The organism is Leisingera sp. CC-HEC096 (genome assembly GCF_059429235.1).
The window spans coordinates 854,345-873,011 of record NZ_JCAIJS010000001.1 but is presented as its reverse complement, the minus strand read 5'-3'; the positions used below and the strand labels follow the sequence as shown (position 1 = coordinate 873,011).

The 18,667-nt window shown below is 59.2% G+C and carries 20 protein-coding genes and 1 tRNA gene; 17 read left to right on the top strand and 4 right to left on the bottom strand.

Annotated elements, in window-relative coordinates; all coding sequences use genetic code 11:
* Positions 1-2 precede the first annotated feature (2 nt).
* Positions 3-1,211 carry an aminomethyl transferase family protein gene (locus AC5STI_RS04360; protein ID WP_495447724.1) on the bottom strand — a complete coding sequence of 403 codons (1,209 nt, stop codon included), beginning with the start codon at positions 1,209-1,211 and terminating at the stop codon, positions 3-5.
* Positions 1,212-1,361: 150 nt separating this feature from the next.
* Between AC5STI_RS04360 and AC5STI_RS04355 the strand changes: the two genes are divergently transcribed.
* The 8 genes from AC5STI_RS04355 (at position 1,362) to AC5STI_RS04320 (ending at position 9,471) form a co-directional block, all read left to right on the top strand.
* On the top strand, positions 1,362-2,288 hold the full coding sequence (locus AC5STI_RS04355) for a LysR substrate-binding domain-containing protein (protein ID WP_495445717.1): 927 nt from the start codon (positions 1,362-1,364) through the stop codon (positions 2,286-2,288).
* A gap of 304 nt (positions 2,289-2,592) precedes the next feature.
* Positions 2,593-3,132 (top strand): hypothetical protein, encoded by a 540-nt coding sequence (locus AC5STI_RS04350; RefSeq protein ID WP_495445716.1) that lies wholly within the window; start codon positions 2,593-2,595, stop codon positions 3,130-3,132.
* A gap of 303 nt (positions 3,133-3,435) precedes the next feature.
* The gene (locus AC5STI_RS04345) at positions 3,436-5,190 is read left to right on the top strand and encodes a site-specific integrase (RefSeq protein WP_495445715.1); all 1,755 of its coding nucleotides are present in this window, start codon (positions 3,436-3,438) and stop codon (positions 5,188-5,190) included.
* A 56-nt stretch (positions 5,191-5,246) separates the two neighbouring features.
* Entirely contained in the window at positions 5,247-6,575 is a 1,329-nt protein-coding gene (locus tag AC5STI_RS04340; RefSeq protein ID WP_495445713.1) for a hypothetical protein, read from the top strand.
* An 88-nt stretch (positions 6,576-6,663) separates the two neighbouring features.
* A complete protein-coding gene (locus AC5STI_RS04335) occupies positions 6,664-7,185 on the top strand; it encodes a 3'-5' exonuclease (RefSeq protein WP_495445712.1) in 522 nt (173 codons plus the stop codon).
* A gap of 218 nt (positions 7,186-7,403) precedes the next feature.
* On the top strand, positions 7,404-7,781 hold the full coding sequence (locus tag AC5STI_RS04330) for a hypothetical protein (RefSeq protein ID WP_495445711.1): 378 nt from the start codon (positions 7,404-7,406) through the stop codon (positions 7,779-7,781).
* An 11-nt stretch (positions 7,782-7,792) separates the two neighbouring features.
* Complete coding sequence (locus tag AC5STI_RS04325) at positions 7,793-8,209, top strand: hypothetical protein (RefSeq protein ID WP_260114573.1); 417 nt, start codon at positions 7,793-7,795, stop codon at positions 8,207-8,209.
* Positions 8,210-8,311: 102 nt separating this feature from the next.
* A protein-coding gene (locus AC5STI_RS04320) for an IS3 family transposase (RefSeq protein ID WP_495445279.1) occupies positions 8,312-9,471 on the top strand; the annotation gives its coding sequence in 2 pieces (ribosomal slippage) (positions 8,312-8,570 and positions 8,570-9,471; 1,161 coding nt in all).
* A gap of 172 nt (positions 9,472-9,643) precedes the next feature.
* Here the strand turns inward: AC5STI_RS04320 and AC5STI_RS04315 are convergent.
* Positions 9,644-9,865, bottom strand: coding sequence for a hypothetical protein (locus tag AC5STI_RS04315; protein WP_495445710.1), 222 nt, complete (start codon positions 9,863-9,865; stop codon positions 9,644-9,646).
* A gap of 35 nt (positions 9,866-9,900) precedes the next feature.
* Here AC5STI_RS04315 and AC5STI_RS04310 point away from each other — a divergent pair, with 35 nt between their 5' ends.
* A complete protein-coding gene (locus AC5STI_RS04310; protein ID WP_495445709.1) occupies positions 9,901-10,998 on the top strand; it encodes a tyrosine-type recombinase/integrase in 1,098 nt (365 codons plus the stop codon).
* 241 nt (positions 10,999-11,239) lie between these two features.
* Here AC5STI_RS04310 and AC5STI_RS04305 read toward each other — a convergent pair.
* A tRNA-Ser gene (locus AC5STI_RS04305) sits at positions 11,240-11,329 on the bottom strand.
* A 119-nt stretch (positions 11,330-11,448) separates the two neighbouring features.
* Here AC5STI_RS04305 and AC5STI_RS04300 point away from each other — a divergent pair.
* The 7 genes from AC5STI_RS04300 to AC5STI_RS04270 all read left to right on the top strand — a co-directional run bounded on the left by AC5STI_RS04300 (position 11,449) and on the right by AC5STI_RS04270 (position 17,748).
* Entirely contained in the window at positions 11,449-12,300 is an 852-nt protein-coding gene (locus tag AC5STI_RS04300) for a DUF2059 domain-containing protein (RefSeq protein WP_495445708.1), read from the top strand.
* Positions 12,301-12,501: 201 nt separating this feature from the next.
* Entirely contained in the window at positions 12,502-13,056 is a 555-nt protein-coding gene (gene rplU / locus AC5STI_RS04295) for a 50S ribosomal protein L21 (protein WP_475052022.1), read from the top strand.
* An 11-nt stretch (positions 13,057-13,067) separates the two neighbouring features.
* Complete coding sequence (rpmA, locus tag AC5STI_RS04290) at positions 13,068-13,337, top strand: 50S ribosomal protein L27 (RefSeq protein ID WP_222475790.1); 270 nt, start codon at positions 13,068-13,070, stop codon at positions 13,335-13,337.
* 283 nt (positions 13,338-13,620) lie between these two features.
* Positions 13,621-14,157, top strand: coding sequence for a GNAT family N-acetyltransferase (locus AC5STI_RS04285; protein ID WP_490397457.1), 537 nt, complete (start codon positions 13,621-13,623; stop codon positions 14,155-14,157).
* Positions 14,158-14,278: 121 nt separating this feature from the next.
* Positions 14,279-15,313, top strand: a complete 1,035-nt coding sequence (obgE, locus tag AC5STI_RS04280; RefSeq protein ID WP_495445707.1) for a GTPase ObgE — start codon at positions 14,279-14,281, stop codon at positions 15,311-15,313.
* Positions 15,301-16,407, top strand: a complete 1,107-nt coding sequence (proB, locus tag AC5STI_RS04275) for a glutamate 5-kinase (protein ID WP_495445706.1) — start codon at positions 15,301-15,303, stop codon at positions 16,405-16,407. The genes obgE and proB overlap by 13 nt, the downstream gene beginning before the upstream one ends.
* A 75-nt stretch (positions 16,408-16,482) precedes the next feature.
* Positions 16,483-17,748, top strand: coding sequence for a glutamate-5-semialdehyde dehydrogenase (locus tag AC5STI_RS04270; protein ID WP_495445705.1), 1,266 nt, complete (start codon positions 16,483-16,485; stop codon positions 17,746-17,748).
* Positions 17,749-17,811: 63 nt separating this feature from the next.
* Here AC5STI_RS04270 and AC5STI_RS04265 read toward each other — a convergent pair whose 3' ends face one another.
* A complete protein-coding gene (locus tag AC5STI_RS04265) occupies positions 17,812-18,408 on the bottom strand; it encodes a histidine phosphotransferase family protein (RefSeq protein ID WP_495445704.1) in 597 nt (198 codons plus the stop codon).
* A 34-nt stretch (positions 18,409-18,442) separates the two neighbouring features.
* Between AC5STI_RS04265 and AC5STI_RS04260 the strand changes: the two genes are divergently transcribed.
* Complete coding sequence (locus tag AC5STI_RS04260) at positions 18,443-18,625, top strand: DUF3553 domain-containing protein (protein WP_475052007.1); 183 nt, start codon at positions 18,443-18,445, stop codon at positions 18,623-18,625.
* Positions 18,626-18,667: the final 42 nt, after the last annotated feature.

The following is an 18,667-nucleotide window of genomic DNA, read 5'->3' as shown; positions in this document are numbered from 1 at the left end:
CACTAAGCTGCATTCGGTTTGGTTGGAATATCCACCAACTTGCCGCGTGGGATCAGGCGGTCGGCGTCATACATAGGCAGGGTGCAGAGCTCACCGCTCTGGGTGGACCCATCGGCGCAGAGTACATCGACCTGCGCACCCGGACCCTGCGCAGGGTCGTCCATGCGCACGATGCAGACACCGCAACCCTGATAGGGCGAATAGCCCGAGGAACAAACACGGCCGACGGGCCTGCCATCAATTGTCATGACGCGTCCAAGCTGCGCCACACCACCGGTTACCCGCATCCCCCAGGTACGGCAGGATTTGTCGGCGGCTTCCAGAGCCTCGCGGCCGATAAAGTCGCGGTCATCGAACTCAACGAATGCGCCAAGGCCAGCGTCGAAAGGTGTGGTCTCCGCTCCGAAATCGGATCCGGCATTCAGCAGGCCAGCCTCGATCCTCCGGGCGCGGAAAACAGGTGTGCCGGTCAGTAGGATATCGAATGCCGCGCCGACCTCCATGATCTTGTCGCCGATTGCAGGGATATCCGTATCCGGCAGCAGATAGACCTCCCAGCCCAGCTCGTTGGTGAAACCCGATCGGCTGATCCAGCAAGTCTGGCCTGCAATTGAAACCTCAGCACAATCAAAGTAGCGGAATGGGTCCGGCATCGGTCCGTCAAGCACAGCTGCCAGCAGTTCCAGCGAGCGTGGACCCTGGATTTGGCTGACCCAAACATTCGGGTCGTGGATTCTCACATCCAGGCCCTGGGCATGCGCCTTGTACCAGCTGAACAGGTCGCCATCCGCCTGCGCCATCCAGAATCTGTCTTCCGCAAGCCGCAACAGCACCCCATCGGTAATCATGCCGCCGTCGTGATAGCAGGCAAACTGATAGGTGCAGCGTCCTGGTTTCACTTTGCTGACGCTGCGGGTGAAAACCTTGTTCAGCAGGGTTTCGGCGTCGGGGCCGCTGATTTCGATCGGCAATTCACCAGTATGTCGGAAAATGACGTTGGTGCGCACGGCCCAGTACATTTCATCATCAGAAGCCGTGCTCAATGCTTCCGGCGTCAGGCGAGAGTTGTAGAGCGTGTATTCCGGGTCATAGGGCAGCTCCATGTAGCTGAGCGGATGGGCAGGCATGGTCCGCGCAAGTTCACGTGGACGCGCGCCTTTGTTCGGCAGAGCTTTTGCCACGAAACGGAATTGGGAAAGATCGGCATTCATGATGTTCACCGTTTGGAATTGTTTGACACCTGCGGGTGTTTGCCGGACGGCTTACGGTCTCCACGCATTACCAAAGGCCTATCGTGGCCGGCATCTCTGAGGCAAACCCAATGAATTGCACAAGCCGTTCGAAAATATTAGACAGATGAGATGCGCTTTCGTTCCTATGACGCCTTGAAGACCTTTGATGTTGTCGCCCGCAGGCTCTCAATGACGGCGGCGGCCGAAGAGGTGCATCAGTCCAAAGGATCGGTCAGCTATCAGATCAACAAACTCGAGAGAGATCTTGGGTTTCAGCTGTTTGAAAGAGGCAACGCCAAACTGACCCTGACTGACGCCGGGCGCAGGTTGTGGCATGTATCTCAGTTCGCCTTGGGTCAGATTGACCGGGAAATCTCGGATCTGCGCGGCGTCTCGTCAGCTACCGTGAACATCGGCGCGCTGACCTACTTTTCTTCCCGCTGGCTCTCCCCACGGCTCACTCGCTTCTTTGAGGCCAATCCGGGCGTCAGTTTGAGAATTGAACCGATCAATTCCATCGAGATGCTGGAGACTGCCAGAGTGGATCTGGCAATCCTCTGGGGGCTCGGCGGCTGGGCGAACTACAAAAGCGAACTTCTCATGCCTTGCCCTGCAGTCCCAACTGCCAATCGAGCTGTCGCCGACCAAATTGAGAAGATGGGAATTGCAGATGCTGTGCGCAGGCTTCCATTGCTTGGCGATAGCTCCGGCGATGCGGGCTGGCGTGCCTGGCATGATGAGGCTGGACTTCCTTATGAACCCAGTCGGTCAAGCTTGGCGATCCCGGACTCCAACAGTCGGGTTCAAGCAGTTGTTGACGGCCAGGGGGTAGCTTTGTGGGATGATCTGGTCATCCCGGAAATAGAAGCCGGAACTCTGGTCCGAGTGTCAGATGTTTGGGTGGAAACCTCAGGCTACTATGTCGTCTTCCAGAAAGCCCCTCTCTCAGCAGGAGCGGAAGCGTTCTTGGATTGGCTTTGGTGCGAAGCTGAGAGTTGCCACTTAGGCGGCAGCCCTGAACTGTCGCCCTCAACACCCCCTGGTGAAAAGCGCTGATTTCAATGGTTGCTTCGGGCTGGCCCCATCATGGCAGTGTCCGTTCTGCACGCTTCGCACACGTTCATTCCTTGCGCGGCACCCAGCGGTTTGGGCTCGGAGATGCCCTGCGGCGACGCAGAAATAAATGGGACTAAATGAAAGCCGGAATGTCAGCTTCCTCAGATGGCACCACGTGATCTCGCACCTGCGGAGAAGGTCCGCAAACCGCCCATCCTTCCCTGTGCGGTTTTGTAGACCGAATCTGAAACCATTTCCTTGAAAACAGATCTGAACCCATCTTCCCACCAGAAATGGAGCGCAGATGGAACAATCAGACAAACCAAACTGGAAGCCGGATCTGGCAATGGTCAAGGATCTTGCCGAATTCTTTCGGATAGACCGCACTGCTGTACCGGATGTCATGGCGACCATGGGCATCCCGAAGCGCGGCGCAGGCTATCCTTGGATCAGAATTTGGGTTGCTCTTGGTATCGACCTCGAAATTGTGAAAGACCCGGAAGATCTAAAATACCCATTGGCGGAGCTGAAACAGGTGGCCGCAAAGCTGGGAGAGAGCGCAAAGACAACGCGCCGTCGCAGCAATGGTGAACACCGGGATAAATCCATTCCGGCGTATATCGAGCTTGGTCCGCGAAAGCGCTTGTTTTTCCCGGCAGAGATCGAAAGCTGGCTCTTGGGGGAACAGCTGCCCTTCGGCCGGGAACAGAAGAACCTGTCGTTCATCCCGGGACAGGCAAAAAGAACTGGAGCGCGCAAAGCAGCACGCAGAGAGGCCGAGGTCACATTGTCTCCGTCACCCTCAGCAGCTGCCATGTTCATGGCGCCACCCAAATCGGGGTGAACCAGAACCGGGATTTCCTGAAACTCTCCACGGGACCTACCTCCTTTCCGCACCCGGAAAGGAGGTTTTCTTTTGTCTGTCAGCAGGGTGCCGCCATGCCCATTTCATCAGCAACACTTCCGCGAAAATGACACCTGGGCACGGAATTGGCCGAACAACGGACAGATGACAGGCCGAGCGGACAAAATGACAAACGCCCCCGAAATTTCGGCAGCGGCAAGTGGAGGATTAATTGTCATTTTCAGCTTCGGTTTGGGGAATAACGGCCAATTTGTCATTCAGCGGACAAGATAAGAGGCCTTCATGAGCTTTTTCATACCCATCGCGCCGATGACATTCCAGAACGTGCTGGACTGGACCATCGCGCAAGACAAGAAAGACTACGTCTCCCCGGTCAAGCGTTGCAGTGAGTTGTACAAGAACCGGCACCTGCAAGACATTCCGGCCGATCTGGATGAATTCAAGCGACGCTTTCCGCTGGGCGGTTTTGATCCCCGGCATTTCAAGACCGAGAAGGCCTACAAGGCCTGGCGCCGGAAAGTGTCCGCCGCCATCAAAGGAGCCACCGGGCAGCTGCAGGAAGAACAGGAGCGCCGGGCGCGGCAAGACGCCTGGGCGGAGCTGATCGATGCTCTGGAGCCGCTCACCGGCATGCCCGAAGAGGCAATGTATCCGCACCAAGTGCTGATCCCAATCCGGAAGCTGGCCGATCTTGCCCGGCAGCATGGCAAAGACCCCTGCCAAATTTCCCAGGAATGGCTGTGCGGGCTGCGGCCACGTTTGGGATCAAATGAATGGAAATCCCTGCAATCCGCTTTTCGGCAACTGGATCATTTCCGGTACCTGTCTTCGGTTCGGCCGCTGCTTCCGCCCGAGCCGTTCGCCGAACCCGCGGTTTTGCGTGCCAACATCCTGCCGGGTATCCCGGCTCACGTCGCAGCTGAGATCAATGACTGGGTGCTCAACGCGACGCGTGGAGAATACGATCCGGTCGAGGACAGATACGAGGAAGGGACCTCTGAGGATGACAAGTCCTTCAAAACAGCGGCGTTGCGCAAGTTTGTCAGCACCCTGTCGGAAGGCGCTGATCCGGTGGCGGAGCTTGGGCTGAGGGAACTCCTTTCTCCTGCTTATGCAGTCCAGGTCGTGCGCAGGTGGTCGTCCAACATGGATGGGGCCGGCAAGATCGCCGCCCGGACGGCACATGACTACCTCAAAGCCATCTACGTCGTGATGGTGCGCAACGGCCTGCCGCCGGATGCGATGAAGGCGCAGCTCGCAAACAACCGGTTTTTGAAGCAGGGAAAGAAGCAGGGCAGCCATATGTCACCCGGTGCGAGGACCTTCTGTGAAACTCTGCTTGGATCGCAGAAACTGACCCTGACCTTCCTTTCCCTGCACGTGCAGCTGCGCAACCGAGCCCAAGAGCTCCTCAACAGATTCTCGGCGGATGGGCGAGCAATGACCTCGAGAGAGATCGAGAAGGTGCGTTCCATCGGTTCGGTGGCGGCCGTCTGCGCGCTCGAAACCCGCGGCGCACCGATCCGCATCGACAACGCGCTGGCGCTTGCGATCCGCGGCGACAACATCACATTCCACCTGCCGGGCAGGATGACTGATCACGCGACAATCACGCTGTCGCCGGAGCACACCAAGAACGACAACGAGATCTGGGCGCCGATCGAACGCGGCAACCTGAACGGGCTCGAAGTGATCGAATGGTACATGGAAACGATCCGTCCGCTGTATCCGGGTGCAGATAGCAGCGATTTCCTGTTTCCCGGGATTATTGCGGACGGCAATCTGCCCTACGAGACCTTTCTCGACTGGTTCAAGCGCGAAACCCGTGCTGCCGGCCTGCCGATGACCCCGCATAATTTCCGCCACGGCTTGGCCTCGCTGCTGATCGAAGCCAACCCGGGAAGGTGGGATCTGCTCGAGCGGCTGCTCGACGACACCGTCGGCACTGCCAGGAAAAACTATGGCTGGGTCAACAAACGTGTGCAGCGCTCCGAGGTGCAGAAATACGTGCTCGATCTGACGAGGCTGAAGGCATGAAGAAACCTGATCGCCGGACCGTTCCGGAAATCCTGCAGCACCCGCGATGGGATCCCTTGGCCGCATGGCTGAACATGAGGGCTATCACCGCGCCGCAATTGCGTGTCCTCGATGATTTCCTCGCCTTCATTGAAGGCAGGCAGATTGCTTCGATATGGGAACTTTCGGTTTCGGACTGCCTGTCATTCGATGCCGGGTATCGGTCCGCCAACCGCCTGCGCGCCTTGAAAAAGGCGATGCAGGCGGTTTTCCCGGCCCAGCCCGCCATCCTCGTCCTGACCGACGCCATCCGCCGGAAAGAGGCGCAGACCCGGAAGCCGGCGGCCACGGCGCCGAGGCGGCGCAAGCTCAGGGTGTCGATTCCGGAGGAGGAACTGCCAGAACACTGGAAAAGCGCGCTGGCAGACATGGCGGCGGGCTTTGACGGGGACGGTGTCATCGCACCGTCTCCCAAAATGATCCCGACATACAGAATGAAGCTGAGGCAGCTGGCCTGTTCGGCCAGAAAGGCCGGGGTGCCGGAGGAAATCTCGGTTGAGGCAGTGAAGGCCTTCACCCGCGACATGCGTGGACGCGGGCTGGCCGCCGCGACACAGCTGGCCTCTTTCTCTGCATTGAAGAAATGTGCCCGCTATGTCGGCGCCGACCAGGAGGCGCAGGAGCTCTTGTCGCAGCTCCTGCGAAAGGCTGAGGATCAAGCCGGCAAAGCTCCAAAGAAGAAGTATGAAAAGCTGCAGAAAACCGGATATTCGCCGGTAGCGATCATCGGCCGCGCGGAGGACTTTCTGAAGGAGGCGGAAAGCCTGACATGCCCACGCTCGCGCCAGGCGTTGAGAAACACCGCCGCTGCTTTGGCGCTGTTTTCTGTGCTGCCGGTCCGCTTGGCGGATACACGGCTTGTATTCGGGGAGCACCTGTCGTGGCGGCAAGGGCGATATGAGCTGCACATCACACTGTCCAAGGATGGTGAGACTTATGACGCGGAAATTGATCCCCGGCTGAATGTATTCATTGATGCACTGATCCTCAGGGGGTGTGACGAGGCCTGGCTCGACCAGATGCGCAACGGCTGCCTGAAGTCCAATCGGCCGCTCTTCGTTCGAAACGACGGGGTTGGTGTGGGCTACAACTATATCTCTGATTGCTGGCGCAGTGTTTTCGGAACCGGCGAGCATATTGCCCGCACCATCCTGCATACCTTTCTGGGTATTGAGTTGGGGGCTGCCGGAACGGACATGGCCCTGGCGGCCAACGGCCAGAAATCACCACGGACAGCCGCGGATTACCAAGACCAAATGGTTGCAAAAGCGCAGCGCCTGCAAGGACAGAAAGTCTTTGAGGATATGGTCGGCGGCGTGAACTTGAAGCTCTTTGAACTCACCTGAAACGGGCTTGGAGGCGAGCTTTTCAGCGCATCCTTCGTGGTGAGAATGCGCTGAAAAGCGTCCTCCAACCCGGAGAAAAGGAAGAACCATGGAACCTGTTTTCATTGATTTCGAAGCGTCAAGTCTGGCGCCCAAAAGCTGGCCCATCGAGGTTGGTATCGCTTGGGTGGACAACTGTCGGGTTGCTGCCGAGGCCAAGCTCATCTGTCCGAAGCCATCTTGGTCCATGGATGACTGGCATCCGGCAAGCGAGAAGGTGCACGGCATCCCCAGGAGTGCCCTGAATGAGGCGGAGACGGCGGAAAGCGTAGCGATGTGGCTTCGGGGCAAGCTCCAAGGAAAACACGTTGTCAGCGATGCGCCGGAATTCGATCAGCGTTGGCTTGACCGTCTGATGCAATCCATCGGTGGAGCACCTGATATCACGCTCGACGACTTTGATCGTGCGGTCTGGTGGGCCTTTTCGGAAATGGACGGTCAGATTGCTCCAGGACGTCTGCACGACGTGTACAGCCATCTGGCGAATGAAACGACGGTTCATCGCGCATGTGACGATGCGGCCAAACTGGCCCGGGCATGGCTAACAGGGATCAAAGAAAGCAAGGAATGAGGCATGCATCGGTGATGATGCCGAAGGCGAATTTGATTATCTGGCCGCAACCGCAATCAGGAAGAGAACGAAGACCTTTGTTTTCCGCGCAGTCCTCAGGTTGAGGCCGCGCAGAAAACAAAGTCATTCGAAACCAGAAAAGGAACAACACAGCGACGCTCCGCCCCCTTCTTGAGCTGTCCTTTGTGGCAGCAAAAACACAAACAAGGAGTTGCGCTATGCACACATCCCCTTCACCTGCCGTTCAGGCCCTCTTTCTCTTTCTTTCCGAGAACAATGAGGGCCTGCAGAATGCTGCCCTCGTTTTGGGGGGCGGAAAGGCCCTGAATCGCGTTCAATATCTGCTGGATCATCTGGGAGCGGCCCGGCAACTGACCCGTCGTGCCCGTCTCGATCTCGTCGCCCTGCACGAACTGTTCACTCTGAAATACGTTGGTGACCCGCTGCGCCTCGAAACCGCGCTCTTCGCAGAAATCGATCCCATGGATCCGATGGTTGAGGAGATCTGTCTTTTGACAGACCGCCTGGAAGATCACATGCGCGCCATCGATGCTGCGTCTGATCTGCCAGTCTTCGATTTCGACATCGCTGCATGAGGGAGGTTCAGATGCAATACGACACAGGTTACGAGCCGGAATCTCCTCAGGAGCGGGCTGCTCTTCGAGCCATTCGGTATGCGAGGCACTTCGTATCGGAATGGCGAGAAGCTTCAGTTGAGATCCCGGAGTTGAAGCTCCGCCAGATCGCGCCGACGCTCGAACGCCTCGAGGACGGTGTCCTCTTCGATTTTCAGGACGTGTCTGTTCTGGAAATTCTCGAAAAGGCCATTGTCCGGCACGTGAATGACATTCGGGAAGGGTATGGCAGCCGGGCCATTCGATTGGATGTCAGCGGCGATGATATTCTTTGCCCGACGCTTCGAGAGGGCCGTTACCTTATCGAGCAATGGAAATGCTTCAAGCATGCGCGCCAACACGTGCTGGATCTCCGGCAGGCGCGGAAAATAGCCGATAGGTTTGGGTGAAATGAAGTTGCCGCTGCCTCTGGCTTTGTCGGAGGTGACCTGCCCCCCGCAAAATCCCTCACCATGAAGTAGAGTCTGCCCAACCTATGTAGGAGCAGACGAATGCGTAAGAGCCGTTTCACCGAGGCGCAAATCATTGGGATGATCAAAGAGCAGGAAGCCGGGATGCCGACAGCAGAGGTGTGCCGACGGCACGGCCTGAGCCCGGCGACCTTTTACAAGCTGAAGTCCAAATATGGCGGCATGGAGGTTACGGAGGCCGCGCGGCTGAAGGCGCTGGAAGATGAGAATGCCAAGCTGAAGCGGCTGCTGGCAGACACGATGCTCGACAACGTGGTTTTGAAAGACCTGCTGGGAAAAAGCTGACGACACCGAAAGAGCGGCGAGAGGCAGCGCTCACTGCGATGCGGGATCACGGCATCTCGCAGCGCAGGGCCTGCCGGCTTGTCGGTGTCGACCCCAAGACGGTCCGGCGCGAACGCCCGCCCGACCATCCCGAGATCCGCCAGGAGATGAAAGAGATCGCTGGCAAACGCCGCCGGTTCGGCTACCGGCGGATCGGCGTGCTGCTTGAGCGCAAAGGCATGATCATGAACCACAAGAAACTCTACCGGCTCTACCGCGAAGAAGGCCTTGCGGTAAGGAGGCGGCGGGGCCGCAAGCGTGCCCGGGGCTCGCGAACGCCGATGCCTGAAGCCACGCAGCCCAACCAGCGCTGGTCCCTGGACTTCCTGGCGGATAGCTTCGGCGCGTCGCGGAAATTCCGCATCCTGGCCGTGAATGATGACTGCTGCCGGGAAAACCTGTGCCTGGCCGCGGACACCAGCATTTCAGGAGAGCGCGTTGCCCGGGAGCTGGACGCGCTCGTCCGGATCTACGGGAAACCCGCTTGCATTGTCAGCGACAACGGCACGGAATTCACCAGCCGGGCAATCCTGAAATGGGCCGACAGGAACGGCGTGGATTGGCATTACATCGACCCCGGAAAACCGCAGCAGAATGCCTTCATCGAGTCGTTCAACGGCAGCCTGCGGGACGAGCTTCTCAATGAAGAGCTGTTCGATACCCTGGACGATGCCCGCCGCAAGCTGGCGCTGTGGCGCTACGATTACAACAACGTCAGGCCCCACTCTTCGCTGGGGAACAGAACGCCAAAGCAAGCGCGGCAGGCGCTTGAGCTATTTGAGGGCTCCGCGCCCGCCGCGCTTGCCAAGCCCGAAACCGACGACTACCAAAATCAAACCCGCAGACTCTCCTCATGAGCGAGGGACCAGCGGGGGGCAGGTCAGAGGCAGCGGCAGGCACAACGGAACTATACAGAGAAAAGGCCTGAACTGAGTGAAGGGTCGTGCCTCATTTCGCTCTGAAATCAAACCCCAGTCAAACCAGTTTTTCGGATTTCCGAGCCGACCACAGCTCCCGGTTACGCAAGCTCTAACCCGTACCGGAAGCATCAAGATGACCATTCAAACCAATCAAACCAAAATTTCGGTTTCTGAGGAAACGGCCAATGTCCTCGAAACGATGAAACCGAGGCTCAGGTCGTCGGCTGTCGCAAAGCTCTCTGGATTGTCCAAAAGGGCAATCACGCAGCACGCGGCAAACGACAACATTCCTGGTGCCGCTAAACACGGCGGTGTCTGGACGTTCGATCATGACCTGGCCCTACTTTGGATAAATGAGGGCAGCAAATGTCTAACAAAGAAGAGAAACCAAAAAACATCTTCAAACCGAGAAACAGCAAGTATTGGTGGCTCCGCGTCAAAATCGACGGCTTCACCCACCGGGAAACACTTCGGACAACTTCTCAAAGAGTCGCGGCGAAGAAAGCCAAGGATCGCATAAAGGAACTCCGTGGAAAGGAGGAGTCGGGGGAGCTGGATTGGACTTTCGCTGCGGGCTTTACGAAATTTTTTAACGCCCTCGATCTCACCTCCAGTTCCTGGGGCAGTGAAACTCGCAAGCGTTATCAGAGCAGCCTCCGCCAAATTCTTCGCGTTATCGTTGATATCTGTGAGGATGCGGACCGTGAAATAGAAGATCTAATGGCCGCAGAGATCACGGTGGCAACCGTTTCAGAATTTGTCGCTCGCAGGCGTGCAGAAAAAGTGACCGTTTCCACTATCAACCGGGATTTGACTGCGTTCACCAGTCTTATGAGTTCGATCAAAAATCAGGGATGGATTGAGGAAAACCCAGTCCGGTTGTTTGAAAAGCAGGGCATGAAGGAAGTGTTGCCCGTCATTACTCTTCCGAGCAACATGGCCATTCAAAAGCTCTCAGCTCGGGCTCCGGGTACGTTGCACTATTTCCCCAGTTTCCTCGACGCTACAGGAGGTCGTGTTACCGAGATGGCGTTGCTGCTTTGGGCGGATGTTTCGGGGCTCGACAACCCAGTCGAAGGGAATGTCAAAGCAACGTTAAGAAATACAAAAGGGAAGAAGGTTCGCGCGATTGAGTTGCGGCAACAAGCCATCGATATCCTGTTGAAGATCCCTCGATCAAATGTCTCTCCCTATATTTTCTGGAACTCTACCGAACACGGTTATTACAAGGACCCGTCGAACCTCTTCTGGGAATACGGACAAGAAACAGGGTTCGATGCCCGGCTGCATGATCTTCGGCACAAGTTCGCCATTGAACGCCTCAAGGAGGGTTGGTCCATCTATCGCGTTCAGAAATACATCGGCCATGGATCGGTGCTGACTACAGAGCGCTACTATCTCAGGTATCTTACCGCGGAAGAGAAGGCTCGAGTTTCCGCAGATGGCGACAACGGATTTCGCTAAGAAATGCCGGGTGAAATGAGGAGGGGATCCCGCGATTGCGGGGTCCCCTATTTTCATGCTCGGGGGGGGGCTGTCAGTCTTGAAAAGGGGCATAGATACCGGCCTAAGGGGGCATAGTCGGCATACCCGGAAGCCGCAAAAGGTGTCATAGTATGACACTATTGGCCCGAAGCTCAGGAAACAGAAGAGGGGTTCCTTGGCCTTGAATAGGGCAAATTTTGCAGCGATCTCAGGGGGATAATGGCGGAGAGACAGGGATTCGAACCCTGGGTGGGCTTGCACCCACAACGGTTTTCGAGACCGCCCCGTTCGACCACTCCGGCACCTCTCCGCGGGGGGTGAGGCGCGGTTTAATGTTGATTCCGGACCGGCGCAAGGGGCGAAATGCGCCTTTGACAAAAAAAGCCGGAAATCCGTTGCCAGCCAAAGGTTTTTGCCTAGATTTGCCCTATGCAGATGATCGCTCCGACCCCCGCCGTGCTTATGCGTTTTCTTGCCGTGCTGTGTTTCGCCATTGCCGCCGTTCCGCTGCCGGCGCTGGCAGCCGACCGGGAGCGGGTTGAGGCGTTTCTGGAAGTGACAGGATTTGATGTGGCGCTCGACAGCATCGCACTGTCCGCCTCCAGCGCGCCGGAAATGCTGGGTGTCGACACAGGAGCCTTCGGCAGCCAGTGGACCAAATTGTCCGAGGACGTGTTTGACACCCGGGAAATGCGCGGGCAGGCCGTGGAGATTTTGGAGAACACGCTGGATGACGAGGCGCTGGATCACGCTGCGGCCTTTTACGCCAGCGATCTAGGCAAGCGGCTGGTGCGGGCGGAGAACGCCTCACATATGGTGGAGGATGACGAGGTAAAGCAGCTGGCCGGCAACCGGATCATCTCCGGTCTGGTCAAGGAGGGCAGCGAGCGCGTCGCCATGTACCAGCGGATGGGATCGGCCATTGATGCGGCCGGCACCGGCGTGCGGGCGCTTCAGCAAATCCAGTTTCGCTTTCTGATGGCGGCCGCTGCGGCCGGCGTGATTGAACTGGAGCTGGACGCCGATGGCTTGCGGGCGCTGATGAAGGAGCAGGAGAGCGACTTGCGCCTCAGCCTGCAGGCATCCAGCCTAGCGGCCTCTGCCTATACCTATCAGGAATTCACCGACGCAGAGGTCGAGGCTTACGTCGAGGCGCTGGAGGAGGCGCCGATGCAGCGGGTTTACGAGCTGTTGAATGCGGTGCAGTATGAAATCACCGCCAACCGCTTCGAGGAACTGGCGCACCGCATGGCTGAGCTGACACCGGGGCAGGATATCTGACCCGGCAAGCTGCTGATACAACCTGTGGAAAACGGTTGACAGCCCCGGCATTCCGAACCATAAGCCCGCATCCCGGCCCGGAATCCGCGCGCCGGGATTCACTTGTAATCCGCCCTGCACAGGGGCGCGCTGTTCGAGGCGGCATCAGCCGGAACGCCCGCGAGGGGGCCGTAGGACGCGGTAAGAAAAGGAAAGACGCACATGTTTGCGGTCCTCAAGACTGGCGGCAAGCAGTACAAGGTTCAGGCGGGCGACGTGCTCCGCGTTGAAAAACTTGCTGCAGATGCTGGCGACACCATCCAGTTCGACGAAGTTCTGATGCTTGGCGGCGACGCACCCGTTGTGGGCGCTCCGCTGGTGGAAGGCGCTGCCGTGAAGGCAGAAGTGATCGACCAGATCAAAGGCGAAAAGCTGATCAACTTTGTGAAGCGCCGCCGGAAGCACTCCTCCAAGCGCACCAAAGGCCACCGTCAGAAACTGACCCTGGTCCGGATCACCGAGATCCTGGCATCGGGTGCAACCAAATCCGCTCCGAAAGCTGCTGCCAAAGCCGCTCCTGCTGCTGACGCTGCTGCATCGGACGACCTGACCCAGCTGACCGGCGTCGGCCCCGCAGCTGCCAAGAAACTGGCAGAAGCAGGCCTCACCAGCTTTGCCCAGATCGCAGCCTTGTCCGAAGACGACATTGCTGGTATCGAAGCAATCAAAGTGAAGCCCGAGTGGGTTGAGCAGGCCAAAGAGCTGGCCAAAGGCTAAGGAGAGAGAGAATGGCACATAAAAAAGCTGGCGGTTCCTCCCGTAACGGCCGCGACTCTGCCGGTCGCCGCCTTGGCGTGAAACTCTACGGTGGCCAGGCGGCCATCGCAGGCAACATCATCGTGCGTCAGCGCGGCACCAAGTTTTGGCCGGGCGAAGGCGTGGGCATCGGCAAGGACCACACTCTGTTTGCCACTGCTGACGGTGCTGTAAGCTTCCGCAAAGGCCTGAAAGGCCGCACCTTTGTATCGGTTCTCCCAGTGGCGGAGGCCGCTGAGTAAGCCGACCCGAAGGGTAAAGAAATCTTTAGGGGGATCGGCTACAAGGCCGGTCCCCCATTCTGTTTTGAGTATGCGAGTGAATGATGATTTTCCCAGTACAGGCCAAGCCCCCAAGCGCAGCGCCGCGGCTCCCGGGTGTTCACGCCCGGCCTACGGGAAGTTTTGCGCAATTTGAACAGCGCGTGCCTTGCCGTCAGGGCAGGGCGTGCACATCTGAATTTGGCCGCCACAATAATCAGGGCTTTGTCCGCCCGGAAAAACACGGCAGAGGAGGAGCACATCCATGAATCTGGATCAAATTGTGTGCCAGCAGGTCATTGAAACCGAACGTTTCATTCTGCGGCCGTTGCGGAAATCTGATGCCGGGCTGATTGAGCATTATGTCAGCGACGAGCGTGTTGCCCGCATGACCCGCTCTATTCCGCACCCGCTGCCGCCCGGCGCGGCAGAGGCGTTTGTGGCGCGTGCCATGGCGGATGAACGCGACGAGGATGTCTGGGTGATTGACGGCACTGCCGATGGCGATGCCGAGTTGAAGGGTGTGATCGGCCTGAAACGGATGGACCGCAACCAGTCAGAGGTGTCTTACTGGACCGCACCGCCGTTTTGGAATACCGGGCTTGCCTCAGCGGCGCTCAAGGCGCTGGTGGATGCAAACCCGCAAAACAACGCGGCGATGTTTGCCTGCGTGTTCCAGGACAACCCGGCCTCTGCGCGGGTGCTGATCCATTGCGGTTTTGATTATCTGGGCGACGCCGAAAGCTTTGCTGTTGCGCGCGGCACCACTGTTCCAACCTGGACCTACAGCCGAAAACTGTGATTGGCGCGGCGCGCGCTTTACGGTAAGGCAAACGAAACATTCCCGCCAAGGCCCCGCGCCTTGGCGGGACACTTGTACTGCACGGGCAGGCCGCAAGATCCTGCCGCATTAAGGAGCTGTCATGAAATTCCTCGATCTGGCAAAGGTCTACATCCGCTCGGGCGCCGGCGGGAACGGCTGCGTCAGCTTCCGGCGTGAGAAGTACATCGAATATGGCGGCCCCGACGGCGGCGACGGCGGCAAGGGCGGCTCGGTCTGGGCCGAGGTTACCGAGGGGCTGAACACCCTGATCGACTTCCGCTACCAGCAGCATTTCTTTGCCAAAAACGGCCAGTCCGGCATGGGCCGCCAGCGCACCGGCAAGGACGGCGACGACATCGTTCTGCGGGTTCCGGTCGGGACTGAAATCCTGGACGAGGATCAGGAAACCGTTTTGGCTGACCTGACCGAACCGGGCCAGCGGGTGCTGCTGGCCAAGGGCGGCAACGGCGGCTTTGGCAACCTGCACTTCAAGTCCGCCACCAACCAGGCGCCGCGGCGCGCCAACCCGGGGCAGGAGGGCGTAGACCGCACCATCTGGCTGCGGCTCAAACTGATTGCCGATGCCGGCCTTCTGGGCCTGCCGAACGCGGGCAAGTCCACATTCCTGGCGGCAACCTCCAACGCGCGCCCCAAGATCGCCGACTACCCCTTTACCACCCTGCACCCGAACCTGGGTGTGGTGGGCATCGACAACACCGAATTCGTGGTGGCCGACATTCCCGGTCTGATCGAAGGCGCGCATGAGGGCCGCGGCATCGGCGACCGCTTCCTGGGCCACGTCGAACGCTGCGCCGTGCTGCTGCATCTGGTGGACGGCACTTCGGAGACCGTGGTCGAGGATTATGAGACCATCATCAGCGAGCTTGAAGCCTATGGCGGCGAGCTTGCCACCAAACCACGCATCACCGCGCTGAACAAGGTCGATGCCTTGGATCCGGAGGAGCGCGACGAGAAACGTGCCGCGTTGGAAACTGCGGTTGGCGGGCCGGTGATGATGATGTCTGGCGTCAGCCGCGAAGGGCTGAACGAGGTGCTGCGCGCTGTGCGTGCTGAAATCGACGATGACCGCGTCCGGATGAAACCCGCCGAGGAGGAAAAGCCTTGGCAGCCCTGACCGCGGCCAAACGGATCGTCGTCAAGATCGGCTCGGCGCTGCTGGTCGATCGGGGCAGTGGTGAGCTGCGGGCCGGCTGGCTGCATTCGCTGGCCAATGACGTCGCCTGGCTGAAGTCCCGCGGCACCGATGTGGTTCTGGTTTCCTCAGGCTCCATCGCCTTGGGCCGCGGCGTGCTGGGGCTGCCCCGCGCAGATCTGCCGCTGGAGAAATCCCAGGCCGCAGCCGCGGTTGGCCAGATCCGCCTGGCCCGCGCCTATGAAGAGGCGCTGGCGCCGCACCGGATCACCACTGCGCAGGTGCTGGTGACGCTGGAGGACAGCGAAAACCGCCGCCGCTACCTGAACTCCCGCGCGACGCTGGAAACGCTGCTGAGCATGGGCGCGATTCCGATCGTGAACGAAAACGACACCATCGCCACAGATGAAATCCGCTATGGCGACAACGACCGGCTGGCCGCCCAGGTGGCGGTGACCGTTGGGGCTGACTGCCTGATCCTGCTGTCCGATGTCGACGGGTTCTATAGTGCCAACCCGGCGCTGGACCCCGACGCCCGGCGCTACGACCGGATTGACGAGATCACGCCAGAGATCGAGGCGATGGCGGGAGATGGGGTTTCCGGCCTGTCCAAAGGCGGCATGATCACCAAACTGCAGGCGGCCAAGATGGCCACCGCCGCGGGCTGCGCCATGGCGATCACTGAAGGTTTACCTCTGAACCCTTTGAAAAATCTAGAAGATGGCGCGGCTTGCACCTGGTTCACCGGGCAAGGCGACCCGCAAACAGCCCGCAAACGCTGGATCAGCGCGATGAAGACGCGCGGTGTCCTGACCGTTGACGAAGGCGCGGCGCGTGCGCTGATGTCCGGTAACAGCCTGCTGCCCGCAGGCGTCCGTCATGTGGAGGGTGACTTTGGCCGCGGCGATCCGCTGGCCATCCTTGGCCCAGACGGGCGCAAGCTGGGGCAGGGTCTGTCGCGCTATACCGCCGATGAAGCCCGCGCCATCCAGGGGCGCCGCTCGCATGATATCGAGGCCACGCTGGGCTATCCCGCCCGCGCGGCTCTGATCCACCGCGATGATATGGCGCTTTGATCAGACCACCTGATGGTTTATTCCAGCCGGCAAGCACTGAAGTGCCAGACAGGGACCGGCAAGGGCGCGAGACAAATGAAAGACAATGAGAATATTCCCGCCGTGATGGCGGAGCTTGGCAAGCGTGCAAAGCAAGCAGCGCAGATCCTGGCCACAGCCAGCGCTGAGCGCAAAACCTCGGCATTGATCGCCGCCGCAGACGCGGTCTGGCGCCGCCGGGCGGAGATCATCGCCGCTAATGCCAAGGATCTTGAGTTCGGCCGGGGCAAGGGTCTGTCGGACGCGATGATGGATCGGCTGATGCTGGACGAAGCCCGCGTTCAGGGCATCGTCTCCGGCTTGCGCGCGGTGGCGGACCAGCGCGATCCGGTCGGCGAAGTGATGGAAGAGTGGGAACAACCCACTGGTCTGAAAATCCAGCGTGTGCGCACCCCGCTGGGCGTTATCGGCGTGATCTACGAAAGCCGCCCCAACGTCACCGCCGATGCCGGTGCTCTGTGCTTGAAATCGGGCAATGCGGTGATCCTGCGCGGCGGTTCGGAAAGCTTCCATTCCTCGCAAGCCATTCATGCATGCCTGGCCGAAGGCCTGAAGTCCGCAGGCTTGCCCGAAGACGCAGTCCAGCTGGTACCGACCCGCGACCGTGCGGCGGTGCAGGAGCTGCTGACCATGACGCAGTATGTCGACGTTATTGTTCCCCGCGGCGGCAAAGGACTGGTCGGGCTGGTCCAGCGCGAGGCGCGGGTGCCGGTCTTTGCCCACCTCGAAGGCATCGTGCACATCTACCTCGACAAATCCGCCGATCCGCAAAAGGCTCTGGATGTGGTGCTGAACGCCAAGACCCGCCGCACCGGCATCTGCGGTGCAGCCGAGTGCCTGCTGATCCATCAGGATATTGCGGACACTCTGGGCAAGGCAGTGCTGGAGGCGCTGTCCGGCGCTGGCGTGGAGATCCGCGCCGAGGAAGAACTGCCCGGTCCCGTAGGTATGACCGCTGCAACGGCGGAGGACTGGGGCAAAGAGTATCTGGATTCGATTATTGCTGCTAAACAAGTAGCGGGCATAGATGATGCGATCCGGCACATCCGCACCCATCACTCCCAGCACACAGATTGCATCATCACCGAGGATGAGGCCGCAGTTCAAAAGTTCTTTGCTGAGCTGGACAGTGCCATTCTGATGCACAACGCCTCGACACAGTTTGCTGACGGCGGCGAATTCGGCATGGGTGCAGAGATCGGCATTGCCACCGGCAAGATGCATGCCCGCGGGCCGGTCGGAGCGGTACAGCTCACCAGTTTCAAGTACCTGGTGCGCGGAAACGGAACGACCCGCGCCTGACAGCACCGCTAACGCAAAACGCCGGGCAACGTGCCCGGCGTTTCTTTGCGTATTTGCTGGCAATCAGAACTGCAGCGTAATCTTCTCCAGGTTCTGCTCAAGCCGGACAGTGCGGTTTGCTTCCTTCGCTGCCTCGGGCAGCAGTGCGAACTGAACCAGGGCAGGGGTGATCTCGGCGTTGGATGTGCCGCCGCTGACCCGGGCCCACAACTCGTCATCAACGTTCAGCTTGCTGCCTTCGCCCATCACGGTCCACTTCCCGTCGGCGCAGAAAATCTTGACCGTGCCGCCATAGGGCAGTGCGGATTCAAGGCACAGTGCCGCCAGCAGCGCCAGGCGGGCCTCGCTGCGGGTGCAGCCCTCAAGCGGCGACCATTGATACTTGATGCGGCCGCCCTTGCTGATGTCCTCCAGAACCGAAACGATCTCGGCCCGCGCCATTTGCTGATCCCCCGCCGCGCCAAAGGCGATCCGGAAAAACCGGATGCGGGCATTTGCGTTGGCGACGCTGTCGGAGATCAGCTCCAGTTCCGGGCCTGACATGCTGCCTGCCATGCCAAGCAGCTCCAGACCGTTGTTGATGGCGCCGACCGGGCTGATCAGATCATGGCAGATCCGGGACCCTACCAATGCCGCCAGATTGGCGTTATCTAAACCCATAACTTCTACTTCCTCCGAATTGGGCCACCCGTAAATGAATGACCTCAACGCAATTTTAGCTCCCGGAATGTTCGTCCGGCACCCGGATCACCCCGAATGGGGCGTCGGTCAGGTTCAGTCGAACGCGGGCGGCAAGATCACCGTGAATTTTCCCGACCAAGGAAAGCTCGTGATTGACGGAGCGCGCATCTCCCTTATCCCCGTCTTTGAGCCATAACGGTTTATGAAGGGTTAACGAACCCCCTCGAATTAGCCATAA

Excerpts from the sequence above, each read along its gene's own strand:
- rpmA (WP_222475790.1), top strand. The coding sequence starts at position 13,068 with ATGGCACATAAAAAAGCTGGCGGTTCCTCCCGTAACGGCCGCGACTCT.
- AC5STI_RS04345 (WP_495445715.1), top strand. The coding sequence starts at position 3,436 with ATGAGCTTTTTCATACCCATCGCGCCGATGACATTCCAGAACGTGCTG.
- AC5STI_RS04350 (WP_495445716.1), top strand. The coding sequence starts at position 2,593 with ATGGAACAATCAGACAAACCAAACTGGAAGCCGGATCTGGCAATGGTC.
- AC5STI_RS04270 (WP_495445705.1), top strand. The coding sequence starts at position 16,483 with ATGAAAGACAATGAGAATATTCCCGCCGTGATGGCGGAGCTTGGCAAG.
- AC5STI_RS04335 (WP_495445712.1), top strand. The coding sequence starts at position 6,664 with ATGGAACCTGTTTTCATTGATTTCGAAGCGTCAAGTCTGGCGCCCAAA.
- AC5STI_RS04265 (WP_495445704.1), bottom strand. The coding sequence starts at position 18,408 with ATGGGTTTAGATAACGCCAATCTGGCGGCATTGGTAGGGTCCCGGATC.
- AC5STI_RS04300 (WP_495445708.1), top strand. The coding sequence starts at position 11,449 with ATGCAGATGATCGCTCCGACCCCCGCCGTGCTTATGCGTTTTCTTGCC.
- AC5STI_RS04360 (WP_495447724.1), bottom strand. The coding sequence starts at position 1,211 with ATGAATGCCGATCTTTCCCAATTCCGTTTCGTGGCAAAAGCTCTGCCG.
- AC5STI_RS04260 (WP_475052007.1), top strand. The coding sequence starts at position 18,443 with ATGAATGACCTCAACGCAATTTTAGCTCCCGGAATGTTCGTCCGGCAC.
- AC5STI_RS04325 (WP_260114573.1), top strand. The coding sequence starts at position 7,793 with ATGCAATACGACACAGGTTACGAGCCGGAATCTCCTCAGGAGCGGGCT.
- obgE (WP_495445707.1), top strand. The coding sequence starts at position 14,279 with ATGAAATTCCTCGATCTGGCAAAGGTCTACATCCGCTCGGGCGCCGGC.
- AC5STI_RS04310 (WP_495445709.1), top strand. The coding sequence starts at position 9,901 with ATGTCTAACAAAGAAGAGAAACCAAAAAACATCTTCAAACCGAGAAAC.
- AC5STI_RS04285 (WP_490397457.1), top strand. The coding sequence starts at position 13,621 with ATGAATCTGGATCAAATTGTGTGCCAGCAGGTCATTGAAACCGAACGT.
- AC5STI_RS04355 (WP_495445717.1), top strand. The coding sequence starts at position 1,362 with ATGCGCTTTCGTTCCTATGACGCCTTGAAGACCTTTGATGTTGTCGCC.
- rplU (WP_475052022.1), top strand. The coding sequence starts at position 12,502 with ATGTTTGCGGTCCTCAAGACTGGCGGCAAGCAGTACAAGGTTCAGGCG.
- AC5STI_RS04315 (WP_495445710.1), bottom strand. The coding sequence starts at position 9,865 with ATGATCGAACGTCCAGACACCGCCGTGTTTAGCGGCACCAGGAATGTT.
- AC5STI_RS04330 (WP_495445711.1), top strand. The coding sequence starts at position 7,404 with ATGCACACATCCCCTTCACCTGCCGTTCAGGCCCTCTTTCTCTTTCTT.